The sequence below is a fragment of the Micromonospora lacuserhaii genome, from assembly GCF_036902735.1.
Taxonomy (GTDB): Bacteria; Actinomycetota; Actinomycetes; order Mycobacteriales; family Micromonosporaceae; genus Micromonospora.
In genome coordinates this window covers 6,774-24,737 of record NZ_JBAKHO010000052.1, presented here as the reverse complement: position 1 = coordinate 24,737, position 17,964 = coordinate 6,774, and the positions used below count along the sequence as shown (strand labels likewise).

The following is a 17,964-nucleotide window of genomic DNA, read 5'->3' as shown; positions in this document are numbered from 1 at the left end:
GGTCAGTCGCGGGCGGCGCGCCACTCGACCAGGGCCGCCTTGTCGACCTTGCCGTTCACGGTCACCGGCAGCTCGCTGAGCAGGTGCAGCTCCGCCGGGACCATGTAGTCGGGGAGCGTCTCCTTGCAGAACGCCCCGAGTCGCCCGCCGACCGCCTCCGCGCCCGGCGCGGTGGCCACGAACGCGCAGAGCCCGGGTTCGCCGTTCGGCTGGGGCAGCACCAGCACGGTCGCCGCGGTCACCCCGGCGCACTCCGACAGCCGCCGTTCCACCTCGCCCAGTTCGACCCGGTTGCCCCGGATCTTCACCTGCGAGTCGAGCCGGCTGCTGAAGTACAGCGCGCCGTCGCCGCCCCGGTAGGCCAGGTCGCCGGTGCGGAACACCCGCTGCCCGGAGCGGGGCTCCACCGGATCGGGCACCAGCGCCGCCGCCGTGGCCTCGGGGTCGTCCCAGTACCCGGTGAACAGCGCCGGGCTGCGCAGGTAGAGCTGGCCGAGCACGCCGGGGGCGCGGACCGGCTCACCGGAGTCGTCCAGCAGCAGCAGTTCCGCGCCCGGGTGCGCGACGCCGATGGAGATCCGCTCGGCGTCGTCCGGCACGGGGTCGGGCACGTCGGTGAAGGAGCAGGCGATCGACTCGGTGCTGCCGTAGCAGTTGACGATCCGCAGCCCCGGCCGCAGCTTGCGCAGGTGCCGCAGCTCGGGCAGGGGAAAGCTCTCGCCGGAGTAGAGGACGCCGCGCAGCCGCTCCAGGGTGGCGAGTTGGTCGGGCTCGTGCCGCAGCGCCGGCCGCCAGATCGACGGCACGCCGTTGACCTGGGTGGCGCCGGTGTCGGCGAGGAAGCCGAGGAAGCGGCGCGGCCAGCGCAGCAGGGCCCGGGGCACCGGCACCACGGTGGCGCCGCTGCCGAGCGCCAGGCCGACGTCGAGCAGCGAGAAGTCGAACTGCAACGGCGAGGTGGTGGCCACCCGGTCGCCCGGGCCGACGATGTCGTGCGCGAGCATGCCCCGGTAGAACGCGAGCACCGCCCGGTGGCTCATCACCACGCCCTTGGGCCGGCCGGTGGTCCCCGAGGTGAAGACGATGTACGCCGGGTCGGTGGGGGTCGACGCCACCCGGCGGTGCGGCCGGCGCGCGGGTGCCCGCTGCACGGTCAGCCCGGCCGGGCCGAACCGGGCGGCGCCCAGCTCCGGCGGCAGTCCCTCGCGTCGGCCGTCGGGCGGCTGGAGGTGCAGCACCGCGCCGGCGGTCTCGGCCACCGTGAGCACCCGCCGGGTCGGCGACTCCGGGCTCACCGGGACGAAGGTGAGACCGCGCAGGGAACAGGCGATCACCAGCGCGATCGCCGACGCCGAGGTGTCGGAGTCCACCACCACCCGGTCGCCGACGTCGAGCCCCAGCTCGGCCAGGGCCGCCGCGTACGTCTCGGCGCGGTCCCGCAGCGCGCGGTAGGAGACGGTCTCGAGATCGCCGGATCCGGTCCGTTCGACGACGGCCGGATGATCCGGTCGGGTCGACGCGTGGCACAACAGGAATTCGTGCAGTTTCTCCGGGCACCGTATTTCCGGGACGGTTGTTCGACTCATATTTCGGAGTGTAGGGATAGCCGGTCGCCCCGCTCCGTCTTCTGTGGAGGAGCCGACTCCCGTTAGGGGTCCGTAGGGGTGGGGCGACCGCGATCGGCTGCGTACGGTTCCGATTCATGGGTCCCCCGTGGGTGACGCCTGTCGGAATTAGCGTTGATAAATGGAGTGTGCGTCGATGCGCGATTCTCGCGGCGCCGTCTCGGACGGCGACCACCTGGCGGAACGACGTGCGGCGCTGACGCGTCAGCTGACCGGCCTGCCGGGGCCCGAACAGGTCCGGCTGCTCCGGGAGCTGGTCGGCGGGCAGCTGCTCGCGGTGCTGCGACGGATCCGCCCCGACGAGGACGTCGTGGTGGCGGTCGAGTCGTCCTTCCGGGAGCAGGGTCTGGACTCGCTCGGCCTCGTCGAGCTGCACGCCCGGCTCAACGCGACCACCGGCCTGGCGTTGCCCGTCGCCGTGGGCTTCGACCACCCGACCCCGGCTCTGCTCGCCGAGCACCTGCGCGCCGAGCTGCTCGGCCTCGCCGACGGCGGGCCCGCCCCGGTGGCCACCACCGGCGCGACCGACGAGCCGGTCGCGATCATCGGCATCGGCTGCCACTACCCGGGCGGCGTCGACTCGCCGGAGCAGCTCTGGCGGCTGGTCGCCGACGGCGAACACGTGCTCAGCCCGTTCCCGACCGACCGGGGCTGGGACCTGGACAACCTCTACGACCCCGACCCGGACCGGCCGGGAACGACGTACGTGCGGCACGGGGGGTTCCTCGCCGACGCGGCCGGCTTCGACGCCGACTTCTTCGGCATCGGCCGGCGCGAGGCCATCGCGATGGACCCGCAGCAGCGGCTCGTCCTGGAGACCGCCTGGGAGGCCCTGGAGCGGGCCGGCATCGACCCGACCGGGCTGCGCGGCGGCCGCACCGGCGTCTTCATCGGCGCCGAACCGCAGGAGTACGGGGTACGCCTGCACGAGGCGCCCGACGGCCTCGACGCGTACCTGCTGACCGGCAACACCACCAGTGTCCTGTCCGGACGGGTGGCCTACACGCTGGGCCTGGAGGGTCCGGCGCTCACCGTCGACACCGCCTGCTCGGGTTCCCTGGTCGCGCTGCACCTGGCGGTCGAGTCGCTGCGGCGCGGGGAGTCCGCGCTGGCGCTCGCCGGCGGGGTGGCGGTCATCGGCACCCCCGGTGTCTTCACCGCGTTCAGCCGGCAGCGTGGCCTCGCCCCGGACGGCGTCGCCAAGCCGTTCGCCGCCTCCGCCGACGGCACCGCGTTCGCCGAGGGGGTCGGGCTGCTCGTCCTCGAACGGCTCTCCGACGCGCGCCGGCTCGGCCATCCGGTGCTCGCCGTGGTCGCCGGGACCGCGATCAACTCCGACGGGGCCAGCAACGGGCTCACCGCGCCGAGCGGGGTCGCCCAGCGCCGGCTGATCCGGCAGGCGCTGGCCAACGCCGGGCTCACCGCCGCGCAGGTCGACGCCGTCGACGCGCACGGCACGGGCACGATGCTCGGTGACCCGATCGAGGCGCAGGCGCTGATCGCCGCGTACGGTCGGGACCGGCCAGCCGGCCGCCCGCTGCGGCTCGGTTCGGTGAAGTCGAACCTCGGGCACACCCAGGCCGCCGGCGGCGCCGCCAGCATCATCAAGATGATCATGGCGATGCGGCACGACACGCTGCCCCGCACCCTGCACGTCGACGCGCCGACGCCCAACGTGGACTGGACCGCCGGCAACGTCGCGCTGCTCACCGAGGCGTTGCCCTGGCCGCGCACCGACGAGCCGCGCCGCGCCGGCGTGTCCGCCTTCGGCATCAGCGGCACCAACGCCCACGTCATCGTCGCCGAACCCACCGACGAGCCCGCCCCGCCGCACCCCGCCCCGGCCGGTCCGGCGCCCGCCGTGGTCCCGCTCGCCCTCTCCGCCCGCAGCGACGCGGCCCTGCGCGCGCAGGCCGAGCGGCTGCTGGCGGCCACCGACGACGAGGCCGCGCCCGGCCTGGCCGACGTCGGACTGTCCCTGCTCACCGGTCGGGCGGCGCTGCCGCACCGGGCGGTCGTCCTGGCCGGCGACCCGGACGAGGCCCGCCGCGGCCTGCGGGCCCTGGCCGCCGGCGGCACCGACCCGGCGGTCGTCACCGACCTGGCCCGCGACGGCCTGCTCGCGTACCTCTTCACCGGCCAGGGCAGCCAGCGCCTGGGGGCCGGCCGGGCGCTGCACGCCGCGTACCCGGTCTTCGCCGAGGCACTCGAGACCGCCATCGGGCACCTCGACCTCCAGCTCGACACCTCGTTGTGGGACGTGCTCTTCGCCGCCGAGGGCACGCCAGAGGCCGCGCTGCTGCACACCACCGGGTACGCCCAGCCCGCCCTGTTCGCGGTCGAGGTGGCGCTGTTCCGGCTCCTCGAGTCGTGGGGACTGCGCCCCGACTTCGTCGCCGGCCACTCGATCGGGGAGCTCGCCGCCGTGCACGCGGCCGGGGTGCTCTCGCTGCCCGACGCCGCCGCCCTGGTCGCCGCCCGGGGCCGGCTGATGCAGGAGCTGCCGGCCGGGGGCGGGATGGCCGCCGTCCAGGCCACCGAGGCGGAGCTGCGGCCGCTGCTCGACGAGCGGCTGGACCTCGCCGCGATCAACGGCCCCGAGCAGCTGGTGGTCTCCGGCGCGGGCGACGCCGTCGACGCCGTCGTCGCACGCTTCGCCGCCCTCGGCCGGCGCACCCGACGGCTCGACGTCAGCCACGCCTTCCACTCCCCGCTGATGGAGCCGATGCTGGCCGAGTTCGGCCGGGTCGCCTCGGTCCTCGACTACCGCCCGCCGACCGTGCCCGTGGTCTCCTCCGTCACCGGCCGGCTCGCCACCACCGAGGAGCTCACCGACCCCGGCTACTGGGTGCGGCACGTGCGCGCGGCCGTCCGCTTCCACGACGGCCTGACCTGGCTGCTCGACCGCGACGTCGCCACCTTCCTGGAACTCGGACCCGACCCGGTGCTGTCGGCGCTGGGCCGCGAGGCGGCGGCCGGCCGACCCGGCGGGCCCGTCTTCGTACCCACGATGCGCCGGGACCGCGACGAACGGCGCGAGGCGGTCACCGCGGCGGCCGTCGCGCACACCCGCGGCGGCCGGCTCGACGCCGCCGGGCTGCTCGGCGGGCACGGCACGCCGGTGCCCCTGCCGACGTACGCCTTCCAGCACCGTCACTTCTGGCTCTCCGGCGCGGCGGCAGGCCGGGGCGACGTCCCCGGCCTCGGCCAGATCGCGGCCCGGCACCCCTTCCTCGGCGCGGCGGTGCCGCTGGCCGGGGCCGACTCCACCGTGCTGACCGGCCGGATCGCGGTACGGGCCCACCCGTGGCTCGCCGACCACGTCGTCGCCGCGGCCAACCTGCTGCCCGGCACCGCCTTCCTGGAACTGGCGCTGCGCGCCGGCGAGCAGGTGGGCTGCGGCACGGTCGAGGAGCTGACGCTGGCCGCCCCGCTGGTGCTGCCGGCCGACGGCGGCGTCGCCGTGCAGGCCGTGGTTGGCGCCCCCGACGCGACCGGGCGGCGCGGCATCGAGCTGCACTCCCGGGCCGAGGGCGCCGAGACCGAGGGCTGGACCCGGCACGCGGCGGGCTGGCTGGCCCCGCACCGCGCCCCCGCGACCGGTCTCGCGGTCTGGCCGCCCCCGGGCGCCACCCCGGTCGACGTGACCGACTTCTATCCGGAGCTGGTGGCCCAGGGCTACGGCTACGGGCCGGCGTTCCAGGGCCTGCGCGCCGTGTGGCGCCGCGGCGACGAGATCTTCGCCGAGATCGCGCTCCCCGACCCGGTACGGGACACCGCCGCCGGCTTCGGCCTGCACCCGGCGCTGCTCGACGCGGTGCTCCAGGCCACCGACCACGCGAACCCGCCCGCCGACACCACCGACGTCCGGGTGCCGTTCTCCTGGAGCGGGGTGTCGCTGCACGCCGGCGGGGCCGCCGCGGTGCGGGTCCGGATCGTCGCGCTCGGCCCGGTCGCGGTCGCGCTCACGCTGGCCGACGCCGCCGGCGCACCGGTCGCCACGATCGAGTCGTACGTGGTCCGCCCGCTCACCGCCACACCGCCCGCACCCGACCGGGCCGGTGCCCTGTACACGGTGGACTGGCGCCCGCTCGGCACGCCCGTCACGGCACCGCCCGCCCCGCTCGCGCCGTACGACGCGCTGGCGGCGGGACCGGTGCCGGCCCTGGTGCTGGCCACGGTCGACCCGGCCGGCGGCGACGTGCCCGGGGCGGCGCGGGCGGTCACCGCCCGTACCCTCGAGCTGCTGCGCGACTGGCTCGCCGACGAGCGGACCGGGGACGCCCGGCTGGTGGTGGCGACCCGGCGGGCGCAGGCCGTCGCGGACGACCCGGCCGACCCGGTCCAGGCCCCGGTCTGGGGTCTGGTGCGGGCGGCCCAGGCCGAACACCCCGACCGCTTCCTCCTCGCCGACCTCGACGACGACGACCGGTCCGCCGCCGCGCTGCCCGGCGCGGTCGCCGCGGCGCTGGCCGCCGGGGAGCCGGAACTCGCCGTGCGGGCCGGGACGGTGCTGGTGCCGCGGCTGCGTCCGGCGCCCGAGCCGTCCGGCGCCTTCGCCTGGAGCCCGACCGGCACCGTGCTGGTCACCGGCGGCACCGGCGGCGTCGGCGCCGAGGTGGCCCGGCACCTGGTGGCCGCGCGCGGGGTCCGGCACCTGCTGCTCGCCGGCCGGCGCGGCGGCGACACCCCGGGCGTCGCCACGCTGACCGCCGAACTGACCGCGCTCGGCGCGGACGTCACCGTGGCGGCCTGCGACGTGTCCGACCGGGCGGCGCTCGCCGCGCTGCTGGACGCCGTGCCGGCGGCCCACCCGCTCACCGCCGTGGTGCACGCCGCCGGGGTGCTCGACGACGGCGTCGTCACCACGCTCACCCCGGAACGGCTGGACACCGTCTTCCCCGCCAAGGCGGACGCGGCCTGGCACCTGCACGAGCTGACCCGCGACCGGCCGCTCGACGCGTTCGTCCTCTTCTCCTCCACCGCGACCCTGCTGGACGCCCCCGGGCAGGGCAACTACGCCGCCGCGAACCACTTCCTCGACGCGCTGGCCACCCGCCGCCGCGCCGAGGGCCTGCCGGCCACCTCGCTCGCCTGGGGCCTCTGGACCGGCACCGGCGGGATGGGCGCCCGGCTCGACCCGGCGGCGGTGCAGCGCATCGAACGGTCCGGTCTCGCGCCGCTGACCGGCGCGCAGAGCGTCGCGCTGTTCGACCGGGCCCTCGACGGCACGACGCCGACGGTCGTCCCGGTCCGGCTCGACGCCGCGGCGGCCGCCCGGCGGGCGGACGGCGTACCGGCGCTGCTGCGCGACCTGGTCCGGGTGCCCGTGCGGCGGGCCGCCACCGCCGCGCCGACCGCCGACCTGCCGCTCGCCGCCGAACTCGGTGGCCTCGACGAGGCGGGCCGGACCGAGGCGCTGCTCGACCTGGTCCGGGCCCAGGTCGCCGCCGTCCTCGGCCACGACGGCGCGCGGGACGTCGGACCGGACCGGGCCTTCAGCGAGATCGGGTTCGACTCGCTCGCCGCGGTGGAGCTGCGCAACCGGGTCGCCGGCCTGACCGGCCTGCGGCTGCCGGCCACCCTGACGTTCGACCACCCGACCTCCACCGCGCTCGCCCGGCACCTCGCCGAGCGGCTCTTCGCGGCGTCGGCCCCCGCCGCGCCGAGCGCGCCGGTCGCCGCGGTCCCGGCCGACGAGCCGATCGCGATCGTCGGGATGGCCTGCCGCTACCCGGGCGGGGTCACCTCGCCGGAGGAGCTGTGGGAGCTGGTGCTGCGCGGCGACGACGCGATCTCCACCTTCCCCACCGACCGGGGCTGGGACCCCGAGGTGTACGACCCGGAGCGCGGCCGGCCCGGCCGGACGTACTCCAACGAGGGCGGCTTCCTGCACGACGCCGCCGGGTTCGACGCGGACTTCTTCGGCATCAGCCCCCGCGAGGCCCAGGCGATGGACCCGCAGCAGCGCCTGCTGCTCGAGGTCGCCTGGGAGACCTTCGAGCGCTCCGGCGTCGACCCGGCGACGTTGCGCGGCAGCGACACCGGCGTGTTCGCCGGCGTCATGTACCACGACTGGGGCCTGCGCCTCGGCCCACTGCCCGAGGAGCTCGCCGGCTACCACGGCAACGGCAGCCTCGCCAGCATCGCGACCGGCCGGATCGCGTACACCTTCGGGCTGGAGGGGCCGGCCGTCACGGTCGACACCGCCTGCTCGTCGTCGCTGGTCGCGCTGCACCTCGCGGCGCAGGCGCTGCGCCGGGGCGAGTGCCGGCTGGCCCTCGCGGGCGGCGTCACGGTGATGTCCACCCCGGACACCTTCGTCGACATGAGCCGGCAGGGCGGTCTCTCCTCGGACGGCCGGTGCCGGTCCTTCGGCGCCGGTGCCGACGGGGTCGGCTGGGGCGAGGGCATCGGCCTGGTGCTGCTGGAACGGCTCTCCGACGCCCGCCGCCGGGGACACCGGGTGCTGGCGCTGGTACGCGGCTCGGCGGTCAACTCCGACGGCGCGAGCAACGGGATGACCGCCCCGAACGGCCCCTCCCAGCAGCGGGTGATCCGGCAGGCGCTGGCCACCGCGGGGCTGCGCCCCGCCGACGTGGACGCGGTCGAGGGCCACGGCACCGGCACCACCCTGGGCGACCCGATCGAGGCACAGGCGCTGCTCGCCACGTACGGCGCGGAGCGGCCCGCCGACGGGCGTCCACTGCTGCTCGGCTCGGTCAAGTCGAACATCGGCCACGCCCAGGCCGCGGCCGGCGTCGCTGGAGTGATCAAGATGGTGTTGGCCATCCGGCACGGCACCCTGCCCCGAACCCTGCACGCGGACACGCCGTCACCGCAGGTGGACTGGACCGACGGCGCGGTGGAGCTGCTCACCACCGAGCACGACTGGCCCCGGTCGGAGCGGCCCCGACGCGCCGGTGTCTCCTCGTTCGGCATCAGCGGCACCAACGCGCACGTCGTCCTGGAGGAACCGCCCGCCGACCCGGCCCCGGTCGGCCCGGTCGTCGCCGCCGACGGCGGACCGCTGCCCTGGGTGCTCTCGGCGAAGACCGGGCCCGCGCTGCGGGAGCAGGCCCGGCTGCTGCACGCCCACCTCGACACGCTGCCCGAACCGGACCTGGCGAACGCCGGCCACGCGCTGGCGACCACCCGGGCCGCGCTCGCCCACCGGGCGGTCGTGGTCGGCGCCGATCGCGCCGAGCTTGCCGACGCCCTGGCCGCGGTCGCGACCGGCGGCGACGCCGACGAGGTGCGCGACGGCAAGGTGGCCGCGCTCTTCACCGGCCAGGGCGCCCAGCGCCTCGGCATGGGCCGCGAGCTGTACGACGCGTACCCGGTCTTCGCGGCGGCGTTCGACGCGGCGCTGGCCGGCTTCGACCCCGGGCTGCGCGACGTGCTCTGGGGCGACGACGTCGAGGCGCTGAACGCCACCGGCAACGCCCAGCCCGCGCTCTTCGCCTTCGAGGTGGCGCTCTTCCGACTCCTCGAATCCTGGGGGGTGCGCCCGGACTTCGTGGCCGGGCACTCCATCGGCGAGCTGGCCGCCGCGCACGTGGCCGGCGTGTTCTCCCTGGCGGACGCCGGCGCGTTGGTCGCCGCCCGGGGCAGCCTGATGCAGGCGCTGCCCGCCGGCGGCGTGATGGTCGCGGTCCAGGCCACCGAGGACGAGGTCCGGCCGCTGCTGGTCGACGGCGTCGACCTCGCGGCGGTCAACGGCCCGACCTCGGTGGTCGTCTCCGGCGCGGAGGCGGCTGTCCAGGCCGTGCTGGCCAAGCTGGGGGAGCGCCGGAGCAGCCGGCTGCGGGTGTCGCACGCCTTCCACTCCCCGCTGATGGAGCCGATGCTCGCCGACTTCCGGGCGGTCGCCGAGTCGCTGACCTACTCCGCGCCGTCGATCCCGCTGGTGTCGACCCTCACCGGCGAGCTGGCGGGCATCGGGGAGCTGACCGATCCGGAGTACTGGGTGCGGCACGTCCGGCACGCCGTCCGGTTCGCCGACGCCGTCACCACCCTCGCCGGGCGCGGCGTGTCGACCTGCCTGGAGATCGGCCCGGACGCCGTGCTCACCGCCCTCGCCGCCGACGGCGACACCACCGTGCTGGCCACCCAGCGGCGCGACCGGGACGAGGCCCGCGAACTGCTCACCGCGGTCGGCCGGGCCTGGTCGCGGGGCGTACCCGTCGACTGGGCCGCCCGGTACGCCGGCCGGTACGACCCCGCCCGCGTCCTCGACCTGCCCACCTATCCGTTCCAGCGCCGCCGGTACTGGCTGGACGTCTCCCCGGTCACCGGCGACGTCGGCGCGGCCGGCCTGGAAGCCGTCGACCACCCGATGCTCAGCGCCGTGGTGGCCGCCGCCGACCGGGACGGGCTCGTGCTCACCGGCCGGCTCACCGCCGCCGGCTGGCTCGCCGACCACGACGTCCTCGGCCGGGTCCTGCTCCCCGGCACCGGCTTCGTCGAGCTGGCCGTACGCGCCGGCGACCAGGTGGGCTGCGGCCGGATCGACGAGCTGACCCTGCAGGCGCCGCTGGTGCTTCCCGCGCACGGCGGGGTGGCGATCCAGGTGGCCGTCGGCGACCCCGACGCCACCGGCGCCCGCCCGGTGACCATCCACTCCCGCGCCGACGCCGACGCGCCCTGGCTGCGGCACGCCACCGGCACGCTCAGCCCCGAGCCGGCGGCACCCGCGTTCGACCTGGTGCAGTGGCCGCCGGCCGACGCCACCCCGGTCGACGTCACCGACGCGTACGACCGGCTGGGCGCGCGCGGCTACGGCTACGGCCCGGCCTTCCAGGGCCTGCGGGCGGCCTGGCGCCGCGGCGACGAGGTGTACGCCGAGGTGGCCCTGCCCGAGTCGGCGCAGGCCGACGGCCGACGGTTCGGCCTGCACCCGGCCCTGCTGGACGCCGCGATGCACGCCGACCTGCTCGACGAGGACCCCGACGCGCCCACCCTGATGCCGTTCGACTGGACCGGCGTCACCCTGCACGCCGCCGGTGCCACCGCGCTGCGGGTCCGGCTGCGCCGGCTGCGCGGCGACGAGGTGTCGGCGATGTGGCTCGCCGACGAGGCTGGCCGGCCGGTGGCCACCGTCGAGACACTCGTCTCCCGGCCCGTCTCGGCGGCCCAGCTGCACGACGCCGAGACCCCCGCCGACGAGGCGATGTTCCGGATCGACTGGCAGCCCCGCCCGGTCACCCCGACCGGCGAACAGCTGCCCGAGACCGGCGACGGCACGCCGGTGCCGGCGCTGGTGGCGCTCACCGTCCAGGCCCCCGGGGAGCTCGACGTGCCCGGTGCCGCCCGCGCGGTCACCGGCGCCCTCGTGGCGCGGCTGCGCGCCTGGCTGGCCGACGAACGGCACACCGGCGCCCGGCTCGTGGTGGTCACCCGGGACGCCGTCGCGGTGCACGACGGCGACCAGGTCGACCCGCGGCTCGCGCCGGCCTGGGGGCTCGTCCGGGCCGTCCAGGCCGAGCAGCCGGGCCGGGTGCAGCTCGTCGACACCGACGGGACGCCGGAGTCCACCGCCGCGCTGGCCGCCGCCGCCGGAACCGGCGAGCCCGAACTCGCCGTACGCGGGGGAGCGGTCCTCGCGCCCCGGCTGGTCCGGGCGGCCCCCGAGGCCGCCGGCGGGACCGCCGCGCCCTGGTCGTCCACCGGGACCGTGCTGGTCACCGGCGGCACCGGTGGCCTGGGCGCCCTCCTCGCCCGCCACCTCGTCGGCGCGCACGGCGTCCGGCACCTGCTGCTCACCAGCCGGCGCGGCCCGGACGCCCCGGGCGCCGCCGCGCTCGCCGCCGAGCTGCGCGCCGCCGGCGCCGAGGTGACCGTCGCGGCCTGCGACGTGACCGACCGCGCCGAGGTGGCCGCCCTGCTCGCCGGGATCCCCGCCGCACAGCCGCTGACCGGGATCGTGCACGCGGCCGGCACCGCCGTGGGCGGCACCCTCGGCTCGCTCACCGACGCCCAGCTGGACGTGGTGCTACCGCCCAAGGTCGACGGGGCCTGGCACCTGCACGAGCTGACCCGCGACCGGCCGCTCGACGCGTTCGTGCTGGTCTCCTCGGCCGGCGGCCTGGTCCTCGCCGCCGGGCAGGGCGACTACGCGGCCGCGAACGTCTTCCTCGACGCGCTCGCCGCGCACCGCCGGGCCGCCGGCCTGCCGGCCACCTCCCTGGCGTACGGGATGTGGGCGGTCGACAGCGGCCTCGGCGGCACGCTCACCGGGGCCGACCTCGACCGGATGCGCCGCCTCGGCCTGCCCGCCCTGCCCGCCGACGACGCCCTGGCGCTCTTCGACGCGGCACTGGCCGACCCGGCCACCACGCTGGTGCTCACCCGGGTCGACCGGGCCGCGCTGCGGGCCCGTACCGGGGAGTTGCCGGCGCTGCTGCGCGGGCTCGTCCCGACGCCGCCCCGGCGGCCCGTGCCCGGCGCGGCGACCGGCGGGGCATTCGCCGAGCGGCTCGCCGGGCTCGGCCCCGCCGACCTGCGCCGGGCCCTGGTCGAGCTGGTCCGCGGCCACGTCGCCGCGGTCCTCGGCCACGACGGGGCGGCGGCGATCGCCCCCGACCGGGCGTTCCGCGAGCTCGGCTTCGACTCCCTCGCGGCGGTGGAGCTGCGCAACGCGCTGAGCGGGGCGACCGGTCTGCGGCTCCCCGCCACGCTGGTCTTCGACCACCCGAACACCCGGGCCGTCGCCGAGGAACTGGCCACCGCGCTCACCGGTGCCACCGCCGGCGAGCCGACGCCCGTACCCGAGCGGGCCACCGCGACCGACGACGACCCGGTGGCGATCGTCGGGATCAGCTGCCGCTTCCCCGGCGGTGTCCGCTCCGCCGAGGAGCTGTGGCAGCTCGTCGCCGACTCGGGCGACGCGATCGGTCCCTTCCCGACCGACCGGGGCTGGCCCGGCGACCGGATCTACGACCCCGAGCCCGGCACCCCCGGCAAGAGCTACACCCGGGCCGGCGGCTTCCTGCACGACGCCGCCGACTTCGACGCCGAGTTCTTCGGCATCATGCCGCGCGAGGCGCTGGCCATGGACCCGCAGCAGCGGCTGCTGCTGGAGGGCGCCTGGGAGGCGTTCGAGCGGGCCGGCATCGACCCGGTCGCCATGCGGGGCAGCCGCACCGGCATCTACGCCGGCGTGATGTACCACGACTACGCCAGCCGACTGCCGGAGATCCCGGCGGAGCTGTCCGGGTACGTCGGCAACGGCAGCGCGGCGAGCATCGCCTCCGGCCGGGTCGCGTACACCCTCGGGCTGGAGGGCCCGGCCGTCACCGTCGACACCGCCTGCTCCTCGTCGCTGGTGGCGCTGCACCTGGCCGCCCAGGCGCTGCGCAACGGCGAGGTCGCGATGGCGCTGGCCGGCGGCGTCACGGTGATGCCGACGCCGGAGATCTTCGTCGACTTCAGCCAGCAGCGCGGTCTCGCCGCCGACGGCCGGTGCAAGGCCTTTGCCGGCGCCGCCGACGGCACCGCCTGGGCCGAAGGGCTCGGCCTGCTGCTGCTGGAGCGCCTCTCCGACGCCCACCGCAACGGGCACCCGGTGCTCGCCGTCATCCGTGGCTCGGCGATCAACCAGGACGGCGCGTCGAACGGCCTCACCGCGCCGAACGGCCCGTCCCAGCAGCGGGTCATCCGGGCGGCGCTCGCCGCCGCCGGGCTCGCCGCCGCCGACGTGGACGCGGTCGAGGGGCACGGCACCGGCACCCGGCTCGGCGACCCGATCGAGGCGCAGGCCCTGCTCGCCGCGTACGGCCAGGAACGCCCCGACGGACGCCCGCTCTGGCTCGGCTCGGTCAAGTCGAACATCGGGCACGCCCAGGCGGCGGCCGGGGTCAGCGGCGTCATCAAGATGGTGATGGCGCTGCGCCACGGGCTGCTGCCGCGAACGCTGCACGTCGACGAGCCGTCGCCGCAGGTGGACTGGTCCGCCGGGGACGTCCGGCTGCTCACCGACCCGGTCGAGTGGCGGCACGACGGCCGCCCCCGCCGCGCCGGTGTCTCCTCGTTCGGGCTCAGCGGCACCAACGCCCACATGATCATCGAGGAAGCGCCCGCAGCTCGGAGCGCACCGTCGGCGGCGCCCGCCGGAGCCGTTCCCGGCCCGGTTCCGCTGGTGCTCTCCGCCCGTACCGCGGCGGCGCTGCCCGGGCAGGCCCGCGCGCTGCACGCGCACCTGACCGCCCACCCCGACGCCGACCTGCCCGACGTCGCGTACTCGCTCGGCACCGCCCGCGCCGCGCTGCCGCACCGGGCCGTCGTACCGGCCGTCGACCGGGCGTCCGCGCTGGCCGACCTCGCCGCGCTCGCCGCCGGCACGCCCGCCCCGGCCACCCTGACCGGCACCGCCGCCGAGGAGGGGCTGACCGCCTTCCTCTTCTCCGGCCAGGGCGCCCAGCGCCCCGGGATGGGTCGCGAGCTGGCCGAGGCGTACCCGGTCTTCGCCGCGGCGCTGGACGACGTCTGCGCCCACCTGGACCCGCACCTGGACCGTCCACTGCGGGAGGTCCTCTTCGCCGCGCCGGACAGCGCGGAGGCGGCGGAACTCGACCGCACCGGCTGCACCCAGCCGGCCCTGTTCGCCCTGGAGGTGGCGCTGCACCGCCTGGTGGAGTCCTGGGGCGTACGCCCGGACCTGCTGGTGGGCCACTCCGTGGGCGAACTCGCCGCCGCGCACGTCGCCGGCGTGCTGTCGCTGGCCGACGCCTGCCGGCTGGTCGCCGCCCGCGGCCGGCTCATGCAGGCCCTCCCGCCCGGCGGCGCGATGGTGGCGCTGCAGGCCACCGAGGCGGAGGTCCGGCCGCTGCTCACCGAGCGGGTCGGCATCGCCGCGGTCAACGGCCCGCACGCCGTCGTCATCTCCGGCGCCGAGGAGGAGGTCCGCGAGGTCGCCCGCCAGGTCGCGGAGACCGGGCGCAAGACCACCGGACTGCGGGTGTCGCACGCCTTCCACTCGGTGCTGATGGAGCCGATGCTCGCCGAGTTCCGCCGGGTGGCCGAGGAGCTGACGTACCACCCGCCGACCGTCCGGGTGGTCTCCAACGTGACCGGCGCGGTGGCCACCACCGAGCAGCTCACCGACCCCGGCTACTGGGTACGCCACGTCCGCGACGCGGTCCGCTTCGCCGACGGGGTGGCCACCGTGCTCGCCGGGGGCGCCACCCGGCTGCTCGAGATCGGGCCCGACGCCGTCCTCACCGCGCTGGCGCAGGCCGGGCTGGACGACCCGGCCGTGCTCGTCGTCCCGGCGCTGCGCCGCGACCGGTCCGAGGTGGCCACGCTCACCGAGGCGGTGGCCCGGCTGCACGTCGCCGGCCCGCCCGTCGACTGGTCCGGCTTCTTCGCCGGCCGGCCGGTACACCGGGTCGACCTGCCCACGTACGCGTTCGCGCGGCGCCGGTACTGGCTGGACGTGCCCGCCGCGCCGGCGGGGGACCCGGCCGGGCTCGGCCAGCACGCCGCCCGGCACCCGATGCTCGCCGCGGTGGTGGTGTCCCCGGACTCCGGGACGGTGACCATGACCGGCCGGCTGTCGGTGCAGACCCAGCCCTGGATCGGGGACCACTCGGTGCTCGGCACGGTGCTGCTCGCCGGCACCAGCTACGTCGAGCTGGCGCTGCGCGCCGCCGAGGAGGTCGGCTGCGACGTGATCGAGGAGCTGACCATCGAGGCGATGATGCCGCTGCCGTCGGTGGGCGGCACCGCGCTGCAGGTGGTCGTCGCCGCGCCGGACGCGGCCGGCCGGCGCCCGTTCACCATCCACTCCCGGGTGGAGGACGCCCCCGCCGAGGTCGGCTGGACCCGGCACGTCTCCGGCTTCCTCGCCCCCGGGGCGCCGACTGCCGGCGCCGCCGGGTTCGGGCTCACCGCCTGGCCGCCGCCGGGCGCGGAGCCGGTCGACATCAGCGACGTGTACGACTACCTGACCGGCCAGGGCTACCACTACGGTCCGATGTTCCGGGGCCTGCGCGCCGTCTGGCGACGCGACCGGGAGGTCTACGCCGAGGTGGCGCTCCCCGACGGCGCCCGGGAGGAGGCCGGCCGGTTCGGCCTGCACCCGTCGCTGCTGGACGCCGCGCTCAGCGCCACCGACTTCCTCGGCGGGCGTCGCCCGCAGGACGTCGGCGGCACCCAGCTCCCGTTCGCCTGGACCGGGGTGTCGTTGCACGCCGGCGGGGCGGCCCGGCTGCGGGTCCGGATCAACTGGGTCGACTCGGACCAGGCGGTCGGCTCGGAGGCCGTCCGGCTGGAACTCGCCGACCCGACCGGCGCGCCGGTGGCCACGGTCGAGTCGCTGGTCGTCCGCGCGGTGACGCCGGACCGGGTGGCCGCGGCCGCGGTCGCCGCCACCGGGGTCCGCCGGTCGGAGTCGGTGTTCCGGCTGGACTGGCCGCACCTGCCGCTCGGCGCGGCGACCGGGGCGACGGTGGGGCGCTGGGCGGTGCTCGGTGAGGACGCCTTCGGGCTCGACGCCGGCGTACCGGTGCTGCCCGACCTGGCCGCGCTGGGCGCGGCGATCGACGCCGGGGCACCCGTACCGGAGGTGGTGCTGGTCGCCTGCGGCCCGGCCGACGGTGACGTGCCGGCCGCCACCCGGGCCCGGCTGGACGCGATGCTCCGGTTGAGTCGGGAGTGGACCGCCGACCGGCGATACGCCGACTCCCGGCTGATGATCGTGACCACCGGCGCGGCGGACGTCGACGGCACCGACGTCGACCTGACCCAGGCCCCGGTCTGGGGTCTGGTCCGCGCCGCGGAGCAGGAGTATCCGGGCCGGTTCGTGCTGGTCGACGTCGACGACCCGCGCGCCGCCGCGCCGCTGCTGGCGTCGATCGCCGCGGTGGGCGAACCGGAGGTGGCGGTCCGCGGCAGCGAGATCCGGGTGCCCAGGCTGGCCCGGGCCACCGCACCGGACGCGCCGGCACCGGCGCCGTGGGACGCCGACGGCACGGTCCTGGTCACCGGCGGCACCAGCGGCCTCGGCGCGCTGGTCGCCCGGCACCTGGTCAGCGCGCACGGCGTCCGGCACCTGCTGCTCACCAGCCGGCGCGGCGCCGAGGCGCCGGACGCCCGGGCGCTGAGCGCCGAACTGGAAGCCCTCGGCGCGGAGGTCACCGTGGCGGCCTGCGACGTGGCCGACCGGACCGCCGTCGCCGCCCTGCTGGCCGGGGTGCCGGCGGCCCACCCGCTGCGCGCCGTGGTGCACGCCGCCGGGGTGATGGAGAACGCCATGCTCGGCTCGCTGACCCCCGAGCAGGTCGACCGGGTGCTGCGCCCGAAGGTCGACGGCTCCTGGCACCTGCACGAGTTGACCCGGGAGCTCGACCTGGCCGCGTTCGTGCTCTTCTCGTCCACCTCGGGTCTGCTGATGGGGACCGGCCAGGCGAACTACGCGGCGGCCAACCGGTTCGTCGACGCGCTCGCGGCGCACCGCCGGTCGGCGGGGCTGCCCGCGACGGCCCTCGCCTTCGGCCTCTGGACGACGCTGACCGGGCTGGGCGGCGGCGCCTTCGACGCCGGCGCCGAGGAGCAGCGGATGGCCCGGCTGGGCATGCCGCCGTTCGACTCGGCGCAGGGGCTGGCGATGCTGGACGAGGCGCTGACGCTGCCCGACCCGGTGCTGGTGACGATGCGGATCGACCCGGCCGCGCTGGCCGAGGCCGCCGGTGAGGTGTCGGTGCTCTTCCGCGACGTGATGGGTGCGCCCCCGCCGCGCCGGACGGCCCGCGCCGCCGCCGACGGTGGCGCGTCCGCGCCGGCCGCGGAGGCGAGCCTGGAGCAGCGACTCGCCGGCCTCGCCGACGACGAGCGGGAACGGCTCCTGGTCGACCTGGTGGTGGCGCACGTGGCACAGGTACGGCACGACGAGCCGGAGGCGATCGACCGGACCCGGGGCTTCACCGAGCTGGGCCTCGACTCGCTCGCCGCCATCGAGCTGCGCAACCGGCTCAGCGCCGCGCTCGGCATGCGGCTGCCCGCCACGCTGATGTTCGACTACCCGAACCCGGCGGCGCTGGCGAAGTTCCTCCTCACCGAGCTGGAACCGAACCTGGCCCCGGCGGCCGCCCCGGTGACGATCGACGACGAGCAGGTCCGGCGGGCGCTGGCCTCGGTCTCGCCGGCCCGGCTGCGCGAGGCCGGGCTGCTGGACGCGCTGCTGGCGCTCACCGGGCCGCCGGCCGCCGGCGCACCGCCGGCCGTCGCCGCGCCACCGGCAGCGGACCCGAGCGGGACCATCCAGGACATGGCGATCGACGACCTGGTGCGCGCGGCCATGGCGACCGGCGACATCGGCTGAACGGGGCGGAAGATGACG

Annotated in this window: 2 protein-coding genes; one reads left to right on the top strand and one right to left on the bottom strand. The window is 77.1% G+C overall.

The genetic code is table 11. The annotated features are described in order from the left end of the window. Positions 1 to 2: 2 nt before the first annotated feature. Complete coding sequence (locus V6U81_RS24155; protein ID WP_334492392.1) at positions 3 to 1,586, bottom strand: AMP-binding protein; 1,584 nt, start codon at positions 1,584 to 1,586, stop codon at positions 3 to 5. Positions 1,587 to 1,761: 175 nt separating this feature from the next. On the opposite strand from V6U81_RS24155, the gene V6U81_RS24150 reads away from it, so the two are divergent. After that, positions 1,762 to 17,946, top strand: coding sequence for an SDR family NAD(P)-dependent oxidoreductase (locus V6U81_RS24150; protein WP_334492390.1), 16,185 nt, complete (start codon positions 1,762 to 1,764; stop codon positions 17,944 to 17,946). Positions 17,947 to 17,964: the final 18 nt, after the last annotated feature.